The sequence below is a fragment of the Paenibacillus sp. FSL K6-1318 genome (assembly GCF_037976905.1).
GTDB classification, from domain to species: domain Bacteria; phylum Bacillota; class Bacilli; order Paenibacillales; family Paenibacillaceae; genus Paenibacillus; species Paenibacillus amylolyticus_A.
In genome coordinates this window covers 4,527,786-4,548,153 of record NZ_CP150270.1, presented here as the reverse complement: position 1 = coordinate 4,548,153, position 20,368 = coordinate 4,527,786, and the positions used below count along the sequence as shown (strand labels likewise).

The window sequence follows — 20,368 nt, the reverse complement described above, 5'->3', positions numbered from 1 at the left end:
ATTTACTGGTAATGGAGAGAAGTACTGTGACGGTAACCATTTATGATGTGGCACGTGAAGCTGGAGTGTCTATGGCAACGGTATCACGGGTAGTTAATAATAACCCTAATGTCAAACCGCAAACGCGGAAAAAAGTATATGAAGCCATCGAACGGTTGGGATATCGTCCGAATGCGGTAGCCAGAGGTCTGGCAAGCAAGAAGACAACCACGGTCGGGGTCGTTATTCCGGATATTTCGAACTCAACCTTCGCGGAGATTGCCCGCGGAATTGAAGATATTGCGAATATGTATCACTACAATATTATTTTGTGTAATGCAGATAAGAAGAAAGAAAAAGAAATTCGTGTTATTAACACTTTGCTCGAAAAACAAGTAGATGGACTGCTCTTCATGGGCGGAACAGTAACGGACGAACACATTCAGGCGTTCCAGTCTGCGGCTGTGCCGATCGTACTTTGTGCAACGAGTGATGAGAAGGGAACATTCCCTTCGGTGGATATTGACCATGAGGCGGCTGCTTTTGACGCCGTAAACACCCTGATTCGTCATGGACACAAGGAAATCGCGATGATCAGCGGTACATTGCAAGATCCTGCGAATGGATATGCCCGTTTCCAAGGTTACAAGAAAGCACTGGAAGCAGCAGGCATGGAATACCAAGAGGATCTGGTACGTATCGGTAACTATCGTTATGAATCCGGTGTGGAAGCGATGAAGTATTTCCTCGGGCTGAAGAAGAAACCGTCGGCGATCTTTGCGGCAACAGATGAAATGGCGATTGGTGCCATTCATAGCATCCAGGATGAAGGTCTGAAAGTGCCGGATGATTTCTCCATTATTAGTGTGGATAACATCCGTATGGCTTCCATGGTGCGTCCTCAGTTGACGACAGTGGCTCAGCCAATGTACGATCTTGGTGCAGTAGCGATGCGTTTGCTGACGAAGCTGATGAAGAAGGAAAATGTGGAGAACCCACGTGTTATTTTGCCGCATGAAACGATTCTTCGTCTGTCTGTAAGTCACGCAGATGTAGTTTAAACGGGAACTATATACAGGAAAGGGAGAAGTCATTCTCTCTACATAGTGGATATGCGAAAGCTCCGGAGACGGAGCTTTTGTGCTGAATGAGTTTAAAAATAAAAACAGGGGGTATCAGAAGATGCGCGAAACGATTGGTATTATCGGAGCGATGGATGAGGAAGTAGAGCTTTTGCTGGCAGGCATGAAGCAGCTTGAGACGGTCAAACAAACCGGGATTACATACGTTGCAGGTGAGTGGCTTGGCAAGCAAATCGTTGTGTGCAAATCCGGTGTAGGTAAAGTAAACGCAGCGGTTACGACACAGATCTTGATCGATCGCTTTCAGGTCAACCGCATTATCTTCACAGGTGTTGCGGGTGCGGTTAACCCGGAGCTGAACATTGGAGATATGGTTATATCGTCTGTATGTGTTCAGCACGACATGGATGTAACGCCACTGGGGTTCGAACGCGGAGTTATTCCTTACCAGGAGACATCTGCATTCCCCGCCGAGGCTTCACTTATTGCACTGGCTGAAGAAGCGTGCAAAGCTCAGCAAGCCAATTACCTGATCGGTAAAGTGTTATCTGGAGACCAATTTATTGCGAATAAAGATACAGTTAACATGTTATATACCGAAATGGATGGTGCATGTGCCGAGATGGAAGGGGCTGCAGTCGCTCAGGTTTGTTACATGAATCGAGTACCATTTGTTGTCCTGCGTGGGATGTCAGATAAAGCGGATGGTTCGGCGCATGTTAACTTTGCTGAATTTACCGTGGAATCTTCGCAGCGTTCACATCGCATTGTGGAGCACATGTTAGAAAATATGTAATGCATAGCTTGGAAAGTAATGTGATACGTTAGGAATAAAAACCGCCCTTCGATTAGCTGTTCCATGAATTAGGGAACAACGCTGCGAGAGGCGGTTTTTGTTATGTATATCGTTTGGAACAGATCATTGCATTAGTACATAAACCGGTGGCGGAAACGCACACGATCAAACTGTTCTTCCGATGTTATGGGTACCTGACTTCCGATTCGCACCATCAAACAGTTCGCAGGATGTGAACAGATTTCGGGGTCGTCTGTTGCATACCAGGTCATATCGATCGTCTGCATCAGCTTCTCCATCATTTTGCGATAATCCCATACGTCTAGTCCGCTGCCTTTCAGATCCCAATGCCAATAATATTCTGTCGTGAAAATAATGTAGTTCTCCATATGTTTATCTTTCAGAGCCGTAAGCAGCATTTCACGTCCAATGCCAAGCGAGCGGTATTCGTCCGCAACCTCGATTGCCCCAAGCTCAATCAGATCAGTCATGTTGCCCTCAGACCAGCGTTCACACTCATCCGCATAGTGAAAGGTTACATAGCCGATGATCGTTTCATTTTCATGTGCGAGGATAATTCGACCTTCTGGCAACGCTGCAATCTCAGCCAACGCTCCCTGTTGCTCGGTTGGGCGCCGAAAGGCATCCAGATCCGGATGGAAGGCAAGGCGGGTTATTTCCTCGGCCTGCACGGGGCCTTCAATGGTAATTCGGTGGCCGGACTTGAAGATGGAACGCATATGATATTCCTTGATATGTTCCATGGTTCATGCTCCTCTCCCCCTACTTATAGCAAAAATCCAAAAAATTGAAAAGCCATAGACGACAATTGAAAAGATTTGCTATAATTGCGTAGACAAAAAATGTTCACAATTCAACGCAGTATGGATAACATCTGTTTGGCAGAGCAAGTACATGATGAGAAGTTCTCTCTACTAATGTAAGCGCTAACTGGAAGTTCAGTCAACACCAAGGCAATGAGAATTAACCCATAACGGGAATCGAAATGTCGAGTTGAAGGAGGCTGGCAAGCATGAGTCAAGCACATGGTGAGATGCTGCAAACGGTTGTGTCCGAATCTAACCTGGGCGATTACACGGAGGCGAGAAGCCGGTTCGATTGGGAATCGGTGGAAAGGCACTTTACGTGGTACGCCAGCGGAAAAGTAAACATGGCGCATGAAGCGATTGACCGTCATGTACTGGAAGGAAGGGGCGGAAGAACCGCTTTATTGTATAGTGATGCTTCGCGTGAAGAGGCGTATACCTTCGCTGATCTGAGTGAACAGTCGAGTCGGTTCGGGAATGTTCTCCGCAAATATGGCATAGCCAAAGGGGAGCGTGTGTTTATTTTTATGCCGCGAAGCCCGGAGCTGTATTTTAGTCTTCTGGGTATATTGAAGGCTGGAGCCATCGCGGGCCCTTTGTTCGAAGCGTTTATGGAAACGGCTGTGAAGGATCGGCTGGAGGATAGCGGGGCTGTAGCGCTCGTTACGACTCCGGAATTGCTGGGGCGGATCAAACGCTCCGAACTGCCTGAACTCAAACATATCTTTATTGTGGGTGGCGGCGCACAGACTGAAGAAGGACTCATTGATTTTGATGCAGAGATGTCTGCAGCTTCGGATGAAATGGAAGTGGAGTGGTTGAATCGTGAGGATGGTTTGTTAATTCACTATACCTCAGGCTCTACGGGTAAACCCAAAGGGGTCTACCATGTTCAGAATGCCATGATTCAGCACTATTATACAGGTAAGGTTGTTCTGGATTTGCGTGAGGATGACGTGTATTGGTGTACAGCTGACCCTGGTTGGGTGACAGGTACCTCTTATGGGATCTTTGCCCCGTGGCTCAACGGAGTGACTAATGTGATACGTGGCGGTCGTTTCAGTCCTCAAGATTGGTACAATACCATCCAGAAGAACAAAGTCACCATCTGGTACAGTGCACCAACGGCCTTCCGTATGCTGATGGGAGCAGGGGAAGAGACGATTGCCCAGCATGATCTGAGCAGCCTGCGTCACGTGATGTCTGTCGGTGAACCGCTCAATCCGGAGGTTGTTCGTTGGGGATGGAAAGCCTATGGTCAGCGAATTCATGATACATGGTGGATGACCGAAACAGGTGCGCAGCTGATCTGTAACTATCCTGGAATGCCGATTAAGCCTGGCTCCATGGGACGTCCATTGCCTGGAATTGAGGCAGCTATTATTGATGATCGCGGGCAGGAATTGCCGCCGTACAGTATGGGCAATCTGGCGATACGAACACCTTGGCCATCCATGATGGCGAAGATCTGGAATAATCCTGCGAAATACGAGGAGTATTTCAGGCTTACGGGCTGGTATGTGTCTGGCGACTCTGCTTATATGGATGAAGAAGGATATTTCTGGTTCCAGGGACGGATTGATGATGTAATTAATTCGTCAGGCGAGCGTATTGGACCTTTCGAGGTAGAGAGCAAGCTTGTGGAGCATCCTGCGGTAGCAGAGGCGGGTGTAATCGGTAAGCCGGATGTGACACGTGGGGAGATTATCAAGGCCTTTGTAGCGCTTCGTGAAGGATATGAGCCGACCCCGGAGCTAAAAGAAGAGATTTATCGTTTTGTAAAAGAAGGCCTGTCTGCTCATGCTGCTCCGCGTGAGATTGAGTTTAAGGATAAACTGCCCAAGACACGTTCCGGCAAGATCATGCGCCGGGTACTGAAAGCCTGGGAGCTTGATCTGCCAGCAGGGGATCTATCCACCATTGAAGACTAACGTGACAGTGCTAGGATCATGAATGTGTCGGTATCGTGTCGATACCAATGAGTGTGGGGAAGAAGTTAATACTCTACGAATCCAAATACGGTGACTCTACGCATTAAATCGGTTGTAAAAGCCTGCTGCACAACCAAATAAAAAGCCGCACCCTCAGATACAGTCTGAGCGTGCGGCTTTTTGTGGATCACTCTGTTGAATCAGGGTTGAAAATGTACGGCTGCAGAAGGTTCGGATTCACCCGCACTGTTGCTGGCAGATACCTTGAACCATCCAGCGGTAGTCGCAGGTACGCCATAATCCATGGTCGTTCCCGACGTTGTTCCAATTTTGGTGTAAGGAGCCGAACCTGTTTCACTGTAATATACAGCGTAACTATCTGCGTTCGGAGTGGACGCCCATTGAATACGCAGTCCTTGAGAGAGCGCAGATACGCTGACTTGACCAGGTGTACCTGGGGCTGTCGTTGTCGTATTATCGTTCTGCGTTTCTCCCGGAGTAATGACTGTACCTGGAACTTCAATTGGCTCATTAATCTCTTCTTCCACAGGAGGGGCTACACTTCCAGCACTATTTACGGTAGCGCTAGGAGCAGACTCTCTGCCAGCAACATCCACTGCGGTTACATAGAAGGCGAAGTTGCCGCCTGGCGCTGCATATGCAGAGAATGATCTGGATTCACCGGTCAGGACAACTTGACCCTGATTCTGGAATCCTCCACCGTTTACAGAACGATACAGACGATAACCAACGACATCATTTTCAGGTGTGGCATTAAATGTAATGACTGCTCTGTCACCTGAGGTCGAGATTCGTACGTTACCTGGAGCATCAGGAGCTTTGCCGTTATCCGTTCTTGGATCGATCTGTGTCGGCATGTCTGCATCAGCATCTTCCGGTAAGTAATAAGCAAGTGACTCATGTCTGCTCATGCGTGAGAATGCATTTTGCAATTCCTTGATGAGATCAGAGATCGGCTTTTTACGCTTAATTACCGTTTTTTCCTTCAACATGTCCGCAGGCGTTCCATCACGCGGAATGTAATTTACACCATTGTAAGTAATGTACTTGGCTTTGGCGACGCCGTCATCGCTATCCTTCGGAACAAATTTGCTGTTGAAAATATCCGTAACAAATTTGTCAGTCATGGATGTTGGCAGTTTGCCGCTGTAAGCCGATACCGTCCGCGTTTCAATGCCAGATGGTTTTTTGAACGAATCCGTGACGAACAGATCTTTTTGCGTATCGATCACTTCATTCAAGATTTTCGACCACAGTTGCTGCGCACGTTTTCTCTGTGATTTGCTTTCCAACGTATTCACTGGTTGTTTGTATCCAACCCACACACCAAGTGTGACATCTGGCGTATAGCCTTCGAACCAGACATCTGCATAGTTTTGGGTGGAGCCCGTTTTACCTACGATCGGCACACTCTTGGAATATTTGTAATTTTCCCGTACTTTATCTGCTGTACCTTCCGTAATAACGGTTCGTAGCATATCGGTCATCAGGTATGCTGTCTGCTCCGAGAAAGCTTGGACAGGTTCAGTATCATGTTTATACACGATGTTGCCTTTGGAATCTACAATTTTACTAATCATGTAGGAGTCGTTATAGACACCATTATTGGCGATGGCACCATAGGCACTGGTCAGTTCTTCAACGGTTACACCGTACTGTAGACCTCCGAGAACACCTGTCTGAGCCTGATAGTCTTCCTTCTGAATGGTGGTAATTCCCAGTTTTTTGGCGAAGGTCCAAGCCTTCTCGATTCCTACTTCTTCATTAAACAACTTCAGAGCCGGTATATTAAGAGAATAATTCAGTGCTCTGCGGGCAGTGACCAATCCCTGATAACGGTTATTGGCATTCTTTGCAATGTGGTACCCGCTCGGACCGTTTTTCAAGATGATCGGTGAGTCATCAATAATTGAAGCAGGCTGAACAAGACCTTCATCTAGAGCTGGCAGATAAGCGGCAATAGGTTTCATCGTTGAACCTGGCTGACGCACCATCTGCGTTGCGTAGTTCATCTGTTCATCCTGGAAATCCCGTCCCTCAATCATGCCTAGAATAGCACCTGTTTTGTGATTAATCAGCATGGCAGCAGTTTGTTCTTTCCCTTTGACAGGATCATCTGCTGAGAAATTGCTGTCATCTTCCGCAATGGTACGCATCGTTTTGTAGATACTTTTGTTGATGGTCGTATAAATTCGATATCCACCTGTACGCAGTTGCGTCTGAGCTTCCTCTAATAACGCACTACTTTCCTTCTGAGGTGTGTCTGCATCCGTACCATTGTCTGTGGATTCAGCTGTATCGGAATTCAATTGTTTCATCAAAATCTGTGCAGCTTGTCGTTCCGTTTCCATCATAAGATATGGATAAGTATTGTAAGCCTTGATGGTCTTCGGAGCGAGTGAACTTTTAATATCAAAAGCAAGAGCTTCGTCATGCTCGGACTGATTGATTTTGCCCAGTTCAAGCATACGGCGTAATACCAGATGCTGACGGTTGATTGCACGGTCAAAATTTTCCTCTACAAAATCGCCTTTACCGTTAAAGGCAGAGTAAGAGGAGGGCAGCTGCGGCAATCCAGCAAGATAAGCAGCCTGAGCGATGTTGATTTTTTCAAGATCATTAATATTGAACAGACCTTTAGCAGCGGCCTTGATTCCGTAAACGTTGTAACCGCTGGAACCGTTACCGAAAGGAACCTTGTTCAGATACGCTGTCATAATCTCGTCTTTGGTCAAGAAACGTTCGAGTCGGAGTGAGAGCAAGATTTCTTTTACTTTCCGATCTTCCGTACGATCCAGATTCAGGAACACACGACGCGCCAATTGCTGAGTCAGTGTACTACCGCCGGTTTGTACTGATTCTTTCAGCACTTTCTGTTTCACGGCACGGAGTGTTCCGCTCATGTCTACACCTTTATGTTCGTAAAAATGATTGTCTTCAATTGAAACGACAGCATCAATAACCTTTTGTGGGATCTGGTCCGTAGTGACCGGACGCCTGTCTTCTTCTGTACGTAATTGACCGATCGGACTGCCGTCGGCAAAGTAAGCAAAGCCTGTGATGGAGTTTTCGCTGACTTTTTGTTCAATCAGGGCCCTTGAACGGACAGGCTCGTCTTTCACAATGGAACTGACGTATCCCATCAAAGCACCGCCTACAAATAGTGCCCCCATAAAGCCAAGGACAACCATCCATTTGACGAAACTTCCCAGTCTGCGGGCAAAGCTGCGCTTGCGTACAGGCTGTTCATCGGGCTTTTTCTTATTAACATCAACCATTCAGTGTCTTCCTCCTTTTAACAGCACTTATTATAGCATAAAAAGGCGGGTTTGCATGCCTGAGAAATACAAGTAATGGTCGAAATTTGCCATTCTGCCATGGATTATGCTATATATCATGCGATATTGAAGCACATTTCATGAGTTGTAAGGCAAAATAAGCAGGCCACCTCCATGCTGTGGTGCATAGGGTGGCCTGAAAGATGTGTCGTATATGAGGTCTTCTACATCAGGTTTTGAAGCGTTGAATCAGTTCCAATAGTTCCTGGGTAAGATTAGCCAGCGAGGCAGATGCCGCTGTGATCTCTTCCATGGATGCAAGTTGTTCTTCAGAAGCAGAGGCAACACGAGTTGCGTGATCAGCTGTCTCATGTCCAATGGTTTTGAGTTGCACCAACGTGGCATCCACTTGCTGTGATCCAGCTGACATCTGCTGCGCAATGGCTGAGACATGCTCAATCTGCTCATTTACATCTGAAATCTGTGATGAGATGGAGAGGAATAGTTCCCCACTCTCATTAATCACTTCCGCAATATGGCTAACTTCGGAGTTCCCGTGTTCCATATTTTCAACGAGAGAAAGGACCTCTTGCTGAACGCTATGAATCAACGCTGCAATCTGCGCTGCTGATATTCTGGATTGTTCAGCCAGATTACGAATTTCCGAGGCAACAACACCAAACCCGCGACCGTGCTCACCCGCTCGTGATGCTTCAATGGAAGCATTAAGTGCGAGAAGGTTGGTTTGCCGACTAACTTCCGTGATCATACCCGTAATATGTCCAATCTCTTCAGAGCGTTGACGGAAATTCTCCAGTGCGGTCATGGACGTTTGCACAGAAGAGTTGGCACTATCCACCAGACGCATGGCAGACTGAATTTTATCGGTTCCAACGGTTGTTCGCTCAGCCACAGCTCGTGATGAATCGGATACATCGGAGGCGGCTTTTGCGATTCTTCCGATCCCTGCAGATATTTCATTCATGGAACGGGAGGACTCTTGCAGCTCCTGCACCTGTTTACCTGCTTTATCTGCCACTTCCAGTCCTGTTAATGCAATCAACTCGGCGGCTTTACCTGTTTCTTCGGCTCCGGCGGTCAACTGTTGAGAGGTGGAGCCCACGGATAAAGCATGTTCCGAAATAACCGATATCGTATGACGCAGTGTATCCATCATCTGATTCATATGACCTGCCATGATACCGAATTCATCTTTGGATCGTACAGGTAACTTTTGTGTCAGATCTCCGCCAGCCAGCTGTCCAGCCACAATATTGACCTGATTCAACTGTCTTACAATGGAGATGATGGTGTAGGTGACTACACCTGCAAGCAGAAGTACAGCCAGTGCGGCAATCAGTATGGACCAGTTCAAGCTGTCATAGAAAGGTTGAAGGATATGGCTCTTTGGCAGCGCCGAGACAAGGTACCAGTTTGAATCGGTTCCTTGCAACCTGGCGGGCTCGGCAATAAATAATTCTTCACCTACTTCTGGGTCAGTAGCGTAAAACTGGGACTCGCCAGACTGTATACGCTGAATGACTGTCTTCATTTCAGCTGGAATTATGGCTCCTTCATTGGCCAGTTCCGGTTTGGAGCCGTGAGCAGCAATCTGTCCTTCACCAGTAATCAACATCGCATAACCCTGATCCGGATTGAGCGATGCTATATTTTGCTGAAAACGATCAATAGTAAAGTCGGCCCCAACAATGCCCAGAAACGTTTTGTTTTCATCTAATAGAGGGAGCACAATCGAAACCAGTAGTGTTTCTTTTCCGCCAACCGTATAGGTAACAGGTTCAGACCAATAGATGGATTTGGTTTTCTTGGGTTGCTGATAGTACGTACTGGTTTCACCACTTCCCTCGTAAGTGGGCATAGGCTCGAATTGCAGGGAGGTGCCATCGCGTATAACGTATGGAACGAATCGACCCGTAGCATCATCATATACATTTTTATTCACGTGATCCGCATCGTTTCCATCAAAGGCATTAGGTTCCCAGCCTGTATAAAAACCGAAAACTTTCTCGTCCTTTTTCAGATATTGTTCAAGAAGTCTAACGACTTCCTCACGGTTGAGAGACCCGTTCTGAGCGGCATCCAATAACGTGGTACTCATGGTGTTTAATGTGTTTTTGACCTGATTAATGTCAGTCATGAACTCGTTTGTAGCCCGGTTTGCTGCCTGTCCAGCAACGGATTCACCGTACTGCAGGCTTTTGTCGTAAATGGATTTGGTGTTAAATGCAATCAGGGCTCCGATACAGCAGAGTAATACGATCCCTAGCAGAAGTCCAAGCTTAACAGCCAGCTTGCGATTGCGAAAAAAATGCATGTTTAATCCCCCTCGATGTTACTCTTGTGATGTTAGTATGGATGTGTGCTTCTCCTATAGGGAGTCTATATTTTATATCGATATTTAAGCTTCTATAATGAAGATAAATAGAAAAAGCATAGAAAAACAGCTGCCGAGAAAATCTCGACAGCTGTTTGGATTGAAACTTTAATGTGATTGCAACGATTAACGGTTGTAGAACTCGACGATTTGTTTTTCATCGATGTCTTGGGACAATTCAGCACGCTCAGGCAAGCGGATGAATTTACCTTCTACAGCTGCTTCGTTGTATTCAACGTATGCTGGAAGATGCGAACGGCCTTCCAAAGCTTCTTTAACGGAAGAAAGAGCGCGGCTCTTCTCACGCAAGCCGATTACATCGCCAGTGCTTACTTGGTAAGAAGCGATATCGACTTTTTTGCCGTTTACAGTTACGTGACCGTGTGCTACCAACTGACGCGCTCCAGCGCGGGAGTTAGCAAACCCAAGGCGGTAAACGAGGTTGTCAAGGCGGCACTCAAGCAAGAACATGAAGTTTTCGCCGGCAATACCTTGCATTTTTTGAGCTTTAGAGAACAGTGTGCGGAATTGCTTCTCGCCCAAACCGTACATGTGGCGCAATTTTTGTTTTTCTTGCAATTGCATACCGTAGTTGCTCATTTTTCTGCGTTGGTTAGCTCCGTGCTGACCTGGAGGGAAAGGGCGTTTCAATTCTTTGCCTGTTCCGCTAAGGGAAATGCCGAGGCGACGGCTCAATTTAAATTTAGGACCAGTGTAACGTGCCATGTTTAAAGTAGCTCCTTTTTAGTTAAAGTTCATATTAGGGCTCTGTTTGCGCTCCAATTTGTTGATGCGGGCTTGGCCTCGCATAGAACGATCAGGAAAGTTCAGCCGCTGTCCTGAAAGCAACAAAAAGAATGAGGGTGACACAACCGGTAATGCCCAAATTTAAAGACCCATTAGTAGTCTTCATCAACAATTTATATTACAGTTTAAGAGAACCAAAGTCAAGCGTAGAATAAAAGCAAAAAAACGTCTAAATTTGTCGATAGGTCATTGGGCCTAAAATAATGGGACAATTTTCTGAAATATGGATGCAAAAAAGCTTTAAACAGAGTAAAATAGATTGTATCTTAACTTTAAATCATCTTTATGTAACAAGGTTATCGCAACGAATTTGCAGGTTTGCGATAACGTCTGCAGATTAATGCATCCTGGTGGATGCAAAAACGGTGCAAAGGAGCGCCTGACATGTTAGAACATCTAAGAAGTTTACCTGCCAGCTTGAATTCACGAAGTTCGGGCGATTCCGCATCTTTTGCCGCTCCTCATCCTCATGAAGAGCATGTGTTGTGGATGCAAAAAATGGATATCACACCTTTTGATTTTTCATATTTGGGCAGCTTGCTAGAGCAGGCTTACAGTGACTGGAACTCCAAATTAGATCCGGGCCTGGACAGGGAATCAACCTTTTACAGCGTATGGAACACGGAAGGCGATTGTATAGGGTACGATCGTGATCGAGATGCTGATTCGGGCGTGGATGCACGCGGGCTTGTATTGGAATGTTTGGATAAAAGACAAGCCCTGTCCCATAGAGGGACTAGCGAACGTGGAGAATATCTCCTGATAACACATCCCTTATTCTCCAGAACGAACAAGGATATGTTTGCCGTATTCACTGCTGTGATCTATGAATCCAATCGATATGAAACGTCTGAAGCTGTGGTTCGATCTGAGGCATTGCATTACCGCACCTGCTTTTACCGAAGATTTGAATACATATTTATGACGGACCTGTTACATGCTCATGAACAAACAGCGCGTGAAGAACACCGGAGGTCCATCCTCTTTCAGATTGTTCAGCGAATGCATGACAAAATGGATGTCGACGCCATATTGGATGAGGTATTTGACAGTATGGACTATCTGTACCCAGCCACGTATATCAAACTGTATATGTCTCAGGATCAGAGCAACTTTAATCCACGGATTAAACCATTGCTTGTTCAGGAACGAGGAGAAGATATATGTGTGCGTTCGTTTATGGAAGGCAAGCTGATCATTGCTCGTTCAGATGATGGAGAGAATCGCATCGTAGAGGTAGGTCTTCCTTTGAAAGGAAAACAAGGCATATACGGTGTGTTCCATATCGAAATGAACGAAGAGATCATGGAAGAATCGGATCTGCAATTGATTACGATGATGGTAGATACCGCAGGCACGGCCTTTGAGAACGCCAAGTTGCACGAACAATCCAATATGTTGATACAGGAACTTCGTCTAATCAATGATCTTACACAGCGTTTGAACAAGAGTCTGCATCTTTCGGAGATTTATCAACTATCCGAGCAAGAGCTAAAGGAAATATTTCAGGCTGAAACGTGCTGCATTTTACAACTCAATGATAATACGAATGACTTCGAAGTCATGTCATCTAACGTGAAAGATGTTTTTCACCAATCATTTTCTGTAGACTACGGTATCGCAGGCTTGCTGTATCGAACAGAGGAACCGCTTATTATATCCAATTATGCGCAATATGATAAAGTGTCCTCCTTTTTCATGGAAGATACCGGATCCATGTCACTGATTGCATCACCGATCAGAGTCAATGGTGAAGTGAAGGGTGCCATTTTGCTTGGACACAGCAGAGAGCAATATTTTTCATACGATAATTATCGGCTCTTGCAGATGTTATCTATTCATATTGGGCTTGCCCTGTCGAATGCCACGCTACATGCCGAGGTTAGGCGTTTGGCTAATCTGGATATGTTGACGGGATTGTACGTAAGGCATTACCTGGATAGCGTCATTCACGAGCGTCAGGCTCATGAGTTCTGTGGCTCTCTCATTGTGGTGGATATCGATCAGTTCAAACAGGTGAATGATACCTTTGGACACCAGACGGGGGATCAAGTACTGAAACAAGTGAGTGAAATAGTCACCAGCTCTGTTCGTCCGGTAGACATTTGCGCCAGATGGGGTGGAGAAGAACTGGCCATCTATATGCCGCAGGTAAGTGTGCATCAGGCGTTAGAATACGCCGAAGTGATCCGAAGGAGAGTCGCGGAAGAGACCAGACCTCTTGTTACGGTATCCAGCGGCATCGCCGAGTGGAATTGGATGGATGAGAAGGTTAGTGTGGAGTCCTTGTTTTATCGGGCTGACATGGCATTGTACAGCGCCAAGAATGGCGGTCGGAACAGAATCGTTGTAGAAGAACAGGAAGTATCACGTTAAGAGAGAACCATTCCAATTGCGGAGTCGTTCTCTCTTTTTTTATGTATTGGAGATCAAGTTGTTTTATAGAAGGAAGTATAAGCAAATACGGGCAGGGCAATCTATGGAGAAAGTTGACGGAAGGGTGAAGATGGACATGGACATGCTTAACCGCCGGTCGGTATGTACATTATGGTTACTCGTGAGCATCGTGATTATTGGTGTTCCGGGTTGTGGATTGATTCAGCGAGATCGAACACCTGAAGAAGTTTTTTCCCTGGCCTTATCCGGGATAGCGGGAAAAGAAACGTTAAGTTTTGAAGGAGAAGCAGGACTGCGACGGGAGAACAGCGGGCTGTTCGAGAATCAGTTCAAATTTGAAGGCAAGCTGGAGAATCATGATCGTCTGACCCTTCAGACCCGATTACCTGGAGAGGTAACTGCTGTGGGTACAGGTATTCATACGACCGCCGTAAACAATAACGGACAGCCCAGTGGGTTTAGCGCTTCTTTCGAGCGAAAACAAGGGCAATGGATGGCTTTGTCGGCGCAGCATGAGCCGCTGCGTGGCTCTCTTTCCCGGTTTAATCCAATTGCCCAATTGGAGAAGATCGACGGGATGCACAAAACCATTCAATCGGAGTATGGGTCCGGGCGTCGAACCAGAACGTTACGGATTGAACTTGCACCACAAGACGCCAAAACATGGGCTGTAACCCAGCTAAACGACGAGATGAACGCTATTCGAGCAGAATATATGCACAAGGCAGCTACGGTGAAAGGAGCGCGTAAGGAGAAGCTTCAGAAGGACCTGGAAAAAGTATGGGCACAGGGTGAAACAACGATGCAGCAGATGATGGAAAAAGCCAACGTGCAGACGGTATATCATCTCACCGTAGATCGGAAGAGCAGTTTGCCGCTTCGCTTATCCTCTGAAAGTCAGGTGAGTTACACGGACAACAACCGTAAGAGCAACAAAGAAGCTCTTGTCACCGATGTAAACTTCAAGTCATATCAATAAATGAAGTATGGGACTGCCTGCTGACGGGATGACTGTTCGCGTGCTACAATAGTATCGTAATTTACCGTTGTTCAATTCAAGCAAGGCAGATGACAGGAGGATTTTACCAAGATGAAGGACCCAAGAATTCAAAAGCTTGCAGCAAGCCTGGTGGGCTATTCTGTAGATGTACAACCTGGTGAAAATGTATTGGTTGAGATGATTGGATCGGAACGTGATCTGATTAACGCCATTATTGAAGAGGTAGGCAAAAAAGGTGGTAACGTCTTTGTACAGTTGACCGATAAGACCGTACAGCGTGCGATGTTGAAAAATGCGACAGAAGAAATGATGAAAACGTGGGCAGAGATTGATCTGAACCGTATGAAGCAGATGGATTGTTATATCGGTATTCGCGCGGGAGAAAATGTGAATGATCTGTCCGATGTGCCGGAAGAAAAAATGAAAATGTACAATTCGTTGTACTCCCACCCGGTACATAGTGAACAACGTGTCAAACATACGAAATGGGTTGTACTTCGTTACCCTAACGCAAGTATGGCGCAACTCGCGAATACGAGCACAGAAGCGTTTGAAGATTTCTACTTCGACGTATGTAACCTGGATTATGCCAAAATGGACAAAGCACAGGATTCACTGGCTAACCTGATGAAACGTACGGACAAAGTTCGCATCACGGGACCAGGAACAGAGCTGAGCTTCTCCATTAAAGATATCGGTGCAGAGAAATGTTCTGGCCAAAAAAATATTCCGGATGGCGAAGTGTACAGTGCCCCTGTACGTGATTCCGTGAACGGAACGATTAGTTATAACTCGCCAACCCTGTACAATGGAGTGACTTTTGAAAATATCAAATTCACGTTCAAGGATGGCAAAATTGTTGAAGCGACAAGCAACGACACAGAGCGTTTGAATGAAATTTTGAATTCGGATGAGGGTGCTCGTCATATCGGTGAATTCGCGATTGGATTTAACCCGCATATTCTGCATCCGATGAAAGATATCCTGTTCGATGAAAAAATCGCAGGTAGCTTGCACTTTACGCCAGGTCAGGCGTATGAAGAAACGGACAATGGCAACCGCTCATCCATTCACTGGGATCTGGTGTTGATCCAGCGTCCGGATTACGGCGGCGGGGAGATTTATTTTGACGATGTACTGATTCGTAAAGACGGTATCTTTGTTATTCCTGAGCTGGAATGCCTCAATCCGGACCGTTTGAAATAGGAACAGGATTTTGCTGTTGCTAGGAAAGCGGATTCACGGTATCATGTAGTGGTAATTAATAGATGATACCAAAGTAAAAAGACGGAGGGATTCCTATGTCGAGTAATAACGCGGCTGTAGTGGAAATTGCTCAAACAGCAGGCAAGTTTACTTCTTCAATCGTGCTTCATTCGGAGAACAAGTATATCGATGTGAAAAGCATTCTCGGGTTGTTTACAACGCTGATCAGCACGCACAGCTATGAACTGCATGTTCATGGACCAGATGCAGTTGAAGCGAAAGCAGCCATGTCAGAAGTATTTGCCAAACATGGACTGAATGTAAGCATCGCATCTGAGTAATAGCTCTCAAGAAGCGCCTCTGCCTTTTTTGGCAGGGGTGCTTTTTGGCATTGCATGACCTGAATCCTCATCTGGACATCTCTGGAACAGGGGGAATAAGCTGCAAGAGAAGGCTTCACTTTGTGGGCTTATTTTGGTCAGGTTCTTGTATTAGCTCTCCATTTCGTCTAATATTAGAGGTAGAACGTCTTTACGCGATTTTTGGGACATAGGGGGGAAAAATGCATGACTTCATCTGATCTGCAGGACCAGCTGAATTTGAAAGCGATCAGTCTTCTTCAAGAAGATGCAGATAAAATACAGAAGCTTATTGAAGTACAGATGGAGAATCTGGCTACCCGCTACTGCCCTCTCTATGAGGAAGTATTGGATACACAGATGTATGGGTTCTCCAAGGAAGTTGACTTTGCTGTTCGTGCAGGGCTCCTTCCAGAAGGTGCAGGTAAGCAGCTGGTTAGCGCGCTTGAGCGGAATTTGGCCATTTTATATGAAGCCTTGAACAAAAAGAATGAGCAATAGCCTGCAAATGCGCGGGTCAGAATAGAAGGCATGCAGGCGTTTATGCATGCTTTTTTTGTGCGTCTGAATCGATTATGACATAAGTCACTCCGAAGGCGTGTATAAGCGAAGAGACAACTCGATATGGATATTCGAGCTGTCTCTTATGGCTTGTTTATTTTAATGCTAGTTTGCTGAGGGAAGGGTTATACCAAGAAGAAAGATACGCCCAGAATGATATATACGACGAGCAGAAGTAGACCCTCATACCAGTTCGTAGAACCATCTTGGGTGATCGACTTCGCAATAAATACGGATACGCCGATGGCGACCAGTTCAATCGTTGTAAACACGATATCCATGGTTCTACCTGTGAAGTAGCTTACAAAAATCAGCACAGGGGCAACGAAGAGTGCAATCTGCAAGCTGCTGCCGACAGCAATCTCGACGGCTGCTCCGATTTTGTTTTTCATGGCAAGCATGATGGCTGCACTGTGTTCCGCCGCATTACCGATGATGGCGACAAGGAATGCACCAACAAACAGCTCGCTAAGTCCAAATTCCGAAGTGAATACTTCGAGCGTGCCGACAAGCCATTCACTGACGAAGGCAACCATGACCGTTGCGAGCACCAGATAGAGAATTGATTTTTTCTTGGACCATGCCGGAGCATGCTCATGTGGTAGCTCTTCATCACTATCCTCAGTGACGTCCGCAAGATAGTTCTTGTGCGTCACCATGGAGAATAGTAACCAGGCAATATACGCGAGAATGAGCAACCCGGCCACGATGAGACTAAGTGTATTTGTGTCTTTCTGTGTAATGGAATGTGTATTGAGAAAGACTGCGGGAATAAACAGGGCAATGATGGCAACAATCATCAGGGAACCATTCAGACCTGCGAGTGATACATTATAATTCTGGATTTTGAACTTGAGTCCTCCGGCAAAAATACTTAACCCGAGCACTAACAGCAGATTTCCGATGATGGAGCCTGTCAGACTTGCTTTGACCATGTCAAACAGTCCCTCTTTGACGAGGAAAATGGCGATAATCAATTCGGCGGCATTGCCGAAGGTCGCATTCAAGAATCCACCCAGCCGCTGTCCGGCATAGTGGGCAACATTTTCGGTGGCTTTGCCTAAAAAACCGGCCACAAAAATAACCGAAATGGCTGATATCACGAACTGTAGAATCGAATCCCATTTCAAGTAGTGGGCGATGGCACTGAGTGCAAAGAACGCAATCAGCAAAATGGATGAAATCCGGTTTCTCACAACAAACACCTCGGTTATAAATAATTTTGTTTTGAATTGCATTGTAAGAGCTTATGAGATTATTTTCATATTTCAATATAACCAAATGGTGGTAGGTTGTAAACGCATCTTTTTGAGTTTAATTTGCTTTTTGGGGTGGAAAGGATTTAAAATACGAGTAACGAAGTGAAGGAGGATGTGGCATGGCAGAACAACTTCAACTGGAGAGCGGAAACATCCGGATTGCCGATGACGTGGTTGCGAAAATTGCCGGAATGGCTGCAATGGAAACGCCCGGAATTGCCGCAATGTCTGGAGGTTTATCAGAGGGCTGGGCGAAGCGACTCAGCGGTAAAAACGTACAGAAAGGCGTGAGCGTTGAGGTCGGCCAGCTGGAAGCAGCCATTGACCTGCGCATCATCGTCCTGTACGAAACCCCGATTCATGAAGTTTCCCGTATGCTTCAGCAAAATGTAAGAGAAGCGGTAGAGACCATGACCGGATTACGCGTGGTTGAAGTCAATGTAAAGGTAGAAGGCGTATCTTTCAAAGGCGACGATCTGTAAAATTTCGCAATCCGCGATGGAGGACAGAGACATCTTGACCTTGTCTCCATCTTGATAGACAGAGTGTACCAGGTACACACAAAAAGGCTGCGCATCCGATGGGGTGCACAGCCTTTTTTGTGTTAGCTTTTCTTTTGAATTGAGACGTGCTCCGTGCCTTTACGACCAGTCCCGTTTACCGAATCCGACGGATGGACTCCCGTGAACGAAGAGCAGGAGAAGTGCGAGTCTGTGTCTGAACAGTCACGGACTTGGTTTTCTCTTCCTTGATCACGTCCAGGTTGTTGGTACGCGAGATACTCAGCAAAATGCCCATGGCGACCATCATCACAAAGAGTGAGGTACCCCCATAACTGATAAACGGAAGTGTGACCCCCGTGACCGGAATGGTCTGAGTTACACCGCCGATGTTAATAAATGCCTGTATCGCGATCAGTCCCATGATGCCTATGCCGACCAGTGTTCCGAATGGATCAGGGCAGCGTAGAGATACAATAATTCCTCGCCAGATGAAGTACAGATAAACCAGAAGGAATAAGGTACTTCCGATGAATCCAAGTTCTTCCCCGATTACGGAGAAAATAAAGTCATTATATGCATTTGGCAAATAGTGCAGCTTCATCGTACCTTGTCCAATCCCGGAACCCGTCATGCCGCCATCACCAATGGCAACAAGAGAACGGTAGAGGTTAAGACTTCCGCCATTGATATCGGATAATGGATCAAGAAAAGCTTGAATACGTCCGATCTTGTAGTTTTGCTCCGCAGTGACTGCTGTTGTAGCAGTCGTCGTGTCGGAAGGAGACATGGAAGAGAACAAGGAATTCGCTCCGAACGCCAGTGCTCCACCGAGTACAACCAAGAGAATCGAACCCAGGATATGTTTCATACTGGCGCCACCGGCATAGATCAAGAGACCACAGGTGGACACCAAGATGAAGGTGGTACCAAAGTCTGGTTGCAGCATGATCAGTCCTGCGATGAATCCAACGATGAACAAGACGGGGAAATACCCTGTCTTGAAAACCCTGAATTTCTCACCTTTTTTGGTGATAAGAGCAGAAAGATATAGAATGATAGCAATTTTTGCGAACTCTGCAGGCTGAAGACTGAAACCAAAAATGTGAATCCAGCTTCGTGCGCCGTTCAATACTGCACCTGAGATCAAAACAATCACCAGCATGACCGTAGTGATTAGGAAAAAGGGTGCATAGAGTTTTTTATACTTGTTGAAGCGGATATTCATGGCAAAGAACATGCCAAATAGACCGATAATCGCCCACATAAGTTGTTTTTTCGTGAAGTAAAGGGCATCATTGTTAAATCTATCGCTTGCGATTGCAATGCTGGAACTGGAGCTGAATACCATCACCAGTCCAAAGCCCACCAACAATAAAGTGAGGATTAGCAGTTGAAAATCCGGCGTGCCTCTCTTCGTTTTCGTTTGGGCCGTTTGTTGTTTCATCGTTTGGCCCAGCCTATGCTTCCAGCAGTTCTTTGAGCTGCTGTAATTTTTGGGCTGCCAGCTTCACGACTGGTTGCGGAACGGAAGAGTCATAATCCAGGCCGTGAGGGAAAGTGGCTTTGCCAAGGTATACTGCTTCAACAGCAAGAACGGTATCCGGTTTTTCCAATTTGCCTTCCACAGCGCGGGTATTAATGCGTACAAAGTATTCTGAGTTGGTTTGTTCATCTTCAATTTTGTAGTCGTATGTAGCACGGTAATATTCCCATTGCCACCGGACAAATCCGACTTTCTCGGCGCTCTCATCCAGGTATGCCAAGTCGCTCTTCAAGCCATCCAAGCCTGTATTCTCAAAAATCATAAGCGTCTGATCCTCCTCATAAGCTTCCGAGTGTAATTTCTCGTGCATTTCTCTAGTTCATGATAGTATGTTTCCCCTTCCCGTGCAAGCTTTCCAGGGGTGTTTCGTATCGGTTTTCTTCCAATTCTGCTACAATATACAGCAATAGGTTTGAGAAGGAAG

16 protein-coding genes are annotated in these 20,368 nt (G+C 46.2%); 9 read left to right on the top strand and 7 right to left on the bottom strand.

Going from position 1 to position 20,368, the window contains the following annotated elements:
* Window positions 1-26 precede the first annotated feature (26 nt).
* Window positions 27-1,040, top strand: a complete 1,014-nt coding sequence (gene ccpA / locus NYE45_RS20055) for a catabolite control protein A (RefSeq protein ID WP_062835383.1) — start codon at window positions 27-29, stop codon at window positions 1,038-1,040.
* Between the two features lie 121 nt (window positions 1,041-1,161).
* A complete protein-coding gene (locus tag NYE45_RS20050; RefSeq protein WP_340013737.1) occupies window positions 1,162-1,857 on the top strand; it encodes a 5'-methylthioadenosine/adenosylhomocysteine nucleosidase in 696 nt (231 codons plus the stop codon).
* A 131-nt stretch (window positions 1,858-1,988) separates the two neighbouring features.
* Here NYE45_RS20050 and NYE45_RS20045 read toward each other — a convergent pair whose 3' ends face one another.
* Window positions 1,989-2,621, bottom strand: coding sequence for a GNAT family N-acetyltransferase (locus tag NYE45_RS20045; protein WP_340013736.1), 633 nt, complete (start codon window positions 2,619-2,621; stop codon window positions 1,989-1,991).
* Between the two features lie 269 nt (window positions 2,622-2,890).
* On the opposite strand from NYE45_RS20045, the gene acsA reads away from it, so the two are divergent.
* Entirely contained in the window at window positions 2,891-4,615 is a 1,725-nt protein-coding gene (gene acsA, locus NYE45_RS20040) for an acetate--CoA ligase (RefSeq protein ID WP_340013735.1), read from the top strand.
* A 200-nt stretch (window positions 4,616-4,815) separates the two neighbouring features.
* Here acsA and NYE45_RS20035 read toward each other — a convergent pair whose 3' ends face one another.
* From NYE45_RS20035 to rpsD, 3 genes are all read right to left on the bottom strand, one after another.
* On the bottom strand, window positions 4,816-7,914 hold the full coding sequence (locus NYE45_RS20035; protein ID WP_340013734.1) for a transglycosylase domain-containing protein: 3,099 nt from the start codon (window positions 7,912-7,914) through the stop codon (window positions 4,816-4,818).
* A gap of 229 nt (window positions 7,915-8,143) precedes the next feature.
* Complete coding sequence (locus tag NYE45_RS20030; protein WP_340013733.1) at window positions 8,144-10,249, bottom strand: methyl-accepting chemotaxis protein; 2,106 nt, start codon at window positions 10,247-10,249, stop codon at window positions 8,144-8,146.
* 186 nt (window positions 10,250-10,435) lie between these two features.
* Window positions 10,436-11,035 carry a 30S ribosomal protein S4 gene (gene rpsD / locus NYE45_RS20025; RefSeq protein ID WP_062835377.1) on the bottom strand — a complete coding sequence of 200 codons (600 nt, stop codon included), beginning with the start codon at window positions 11,033-11,035 and terminating at the stop codon, window positions 10,436-10,438.
* 465 nt (window positions 11,036-11,500) lie between these two features.
* On the opposite strand from rpsD, the gene NYE45_RS20020 reads away from it, so the two are divergent.
* From NYE45_RS20020 to NYE45_RS20000, 5 genes are all read left to right on the top strand, one after another.
* On the top strand, window positions 11,501-13,492 hold the full coding sequence (locus NYE45_RS20020; RefSeq protein WP_340013732.1) for a GGDEF domain-containing protein: 1,992 nt from the start codon (window positions 11,501-11,503) through the stop codon (window positions 13,490-13,492).
* Between the two features lie 136 nt (window positions 13,493-13,628).
* The gene (locus NYE45_RS20015; protein WP_340013731.1) at window positions 13,629-14,492 is read left to right on the top strand and encodes a hypothetical protein; all 864 of its coding nucleotides are present in this window, start codon (window positions 13,629-13,631) and stop codon (window positions 14,490-14,492) included.
* Between the two features lie 111 nt (window positions 14,493-14,603).
* Window positions 14,604-15,719: an aminopeptidase gene (locus NYE45_RS20010; protein ID WP_076333328.1), complete on the top strand. Its 1,116-nt coding sequence runs from the start codon at window positions 14,604-14,606 to the stop codon at window positions 15,717-15,719.
* A 95-nt stretch (window positions 15,720-15,814) separates the two neighbouring features.
* The gene (locus NYE45_RS20005; protein WP_036614658.1) at window positions 15,815-16,060 is read left to right on the top strand and encodes an HPr family phosphocarrier protein; all 246 of its coding nucleotides are present in this window, start codon (window positions 15,815-15,817) and stop codon (window positions 16,058-16,060) included.
* Window positions 16,061-16,285: 225 nt separating this feature from the next.
* Complete coding sequence (locus NYE45_RS20000) at window positions 16,286-16,579, top strand: YlaN family protein (protein ID WP_017687426.1); 294 nt, start codon at window positions 16,286-16,288, stop codon at window positions 16,577-16,579.
* Window positions 16,580-16,764: 185 nt separating this feature from the next.
* On the opposite strand, the gene cax is transcribed toward NYE45_RS20000, so the two are convergent.
* Window positions 16,765-17,835 carry a calcium/proton exchanger gene (cax, locus tag NYE45_RS19995; protein WP_062835373.1) on the bottom strand — a complete coding sequence of 357 codons (1,071 nt, stop codon included), beginning with the start codon at window positions 17,833-17,835 and terminating at the stop codon, window positions 16,765-16,767.
* A 182-nt stretch (window positions 17,836-18,017) separates the two neighbouring features.
* On the opposite strand from cax, the gene NYE45_RS19990 reads away from it, so the two are divergent.
* Window positions 18,018-18,380, top strand: a complete 363-nt coding sequence (locus NYE45_RS19990) for an Asp23/Gls24 family envelope stress response protein (protein WP_017687428.1) — start codon at window positions 18,018-18,020, stop codon at window positions 18,378-18,380.
* A 175-nt stretch (window positions 18,381-18,555) separates the two neighbouring features.
* Here NYE45_RS19990 and ftsW read toward each other — a convergent pair whose 3' ends face one another.
* Both ftsW and NYE45_RS19980 read right to left on the bottom strand, forming a co-directional pair.
* On the bottom strand, window positions 18,556-19,845 hold the full coding sequence (gene ftsW, locus NYE45_RS19985; RefSeq protein WP_062835372.1) for a putative lipid II flippase FtsW: 1,290 nt from the start codon (window positions 19,843-19,845) through the stop codon (window positions 18,556-18,558).
* Window positions 19,846-19,858: 13 nt separating this feature from the next.
* A complete protein-coding gene (locus NYE45_RS19980) occupies window positions 19,859-20,206 on the bottom strand; it encodes a YugN family protein (RefSeq protein WP_017687430.1) in 348 nt (115 codons plus the stop codon).
* Between the last annotated feature and the right edge of the window lie 162 nt (window positions 20,207-20,368).

What these genes read in the sequence shown, in the direction of transcription:
- NYE45_RS20050 (WP_340013737.1), top strand. Translation starts at nt 1,162, where the DNA reads ATGCGCGAAACGATTGGTATTATCGGAGCGATGGATGAGGAAGTAGAG.
- NYE45_RS20045 (WP_340013736.1), bottom strand. Translation starts at nt 2,621, where the DNA reads ATGGAACATATCAAGGAATATCATATGCGTTCCATCTTCAAGTCCGGC.
- acsA (WP_340013735.1), top strand. Translation starts at nt 2,891, where the DNA reads ATGAGTCAAGCACATGGTGAGATGCTGCAAACGGTTGTGTCCGAATCT.
- NYE45_RS20035 (WP_340013734.1), bottom strand. Translation starts at nt 7,914, where the DNA reads ATGGTTGATGTTAATAAGAAAAAGCCCGATGAACAGCCTGTACGCAAG.
- NYE45_RS20030 (WP_340013733.1), bottom strand. Translation starts at nt 10,249, where the DNA reads ATGCATTTTTTTCGCAATCGCAAGCTGGCTGTTAAGCTTGGACTTCTG.
- rpsD (WP_062835377.1), bottom strand. Translation starts at nt 11,035, where the DNA reads ATGGCACGTTACACTGGTCCTAAATTTAAATTGAGCCGTCGCCTCGGC.
- NYE45_RS20020 (WP_340013732.1), top strand. Translation starts at nt 11,501, where the DNA reads ATGTTAGAACATCTAAGAAGTTTACCTGCCAGCTTGAATTCACGAAGT.
- NYE45_RS20015 (WP_340013731.1), top strand. Translation starts at nt 13,629, where the DNA reads ATGGACATGCTTAACCGCCGGTCGGTATGTACATTATGGTTACTCGTG.
- NYE45_RS20010 (WP_076333328.1), top strand. Translation starts at nt 14,604, where the DNA reads ATGAAGGACCCAAGAATTCAAAAGCTTGCAGCAAGCCTGGTGGGCTAT.
- NYE45_RS20005 (WP_036614658.1), top strand. Translation starts at nt 15,815, where the DNA reads ATGTCGAGTAATAACGCGGCTGTAGTGGAAATTGCTCAAACAGCAGGC.
- NYE45_RS20000 (WP_017687426.1), top strand. Translation starts at nt 16,286, where the DNA reads ATGACTTCATCTGATCTGCAGGACCAGCTGAATTTGAAAGCGATCAGT.
- NYE45_RS19990 (WP_017687428.1), top strand. Translation starts at nt 18,018, where the DNA reads ATGGCAGAACAACTTCAACTGGAGAGCGGAAACATCCGGATTGCCGAT.
- ftsW (WP_062835372.1), bottom strand. Translation starts at nt 19,845, where the DNA reads ATGAAACAACAAACGGCCCAAACGAAAACGAAGAGAGGCACGCCGGAT.
- NYE45_RS19980 (WP_017687430.1), bottom strand. Translation starts at nt 20,206, where the DNA reads ATGATTTTTGAGAATACAGGCTTGGATGGCTTGAAGAGCGACTTGGCA.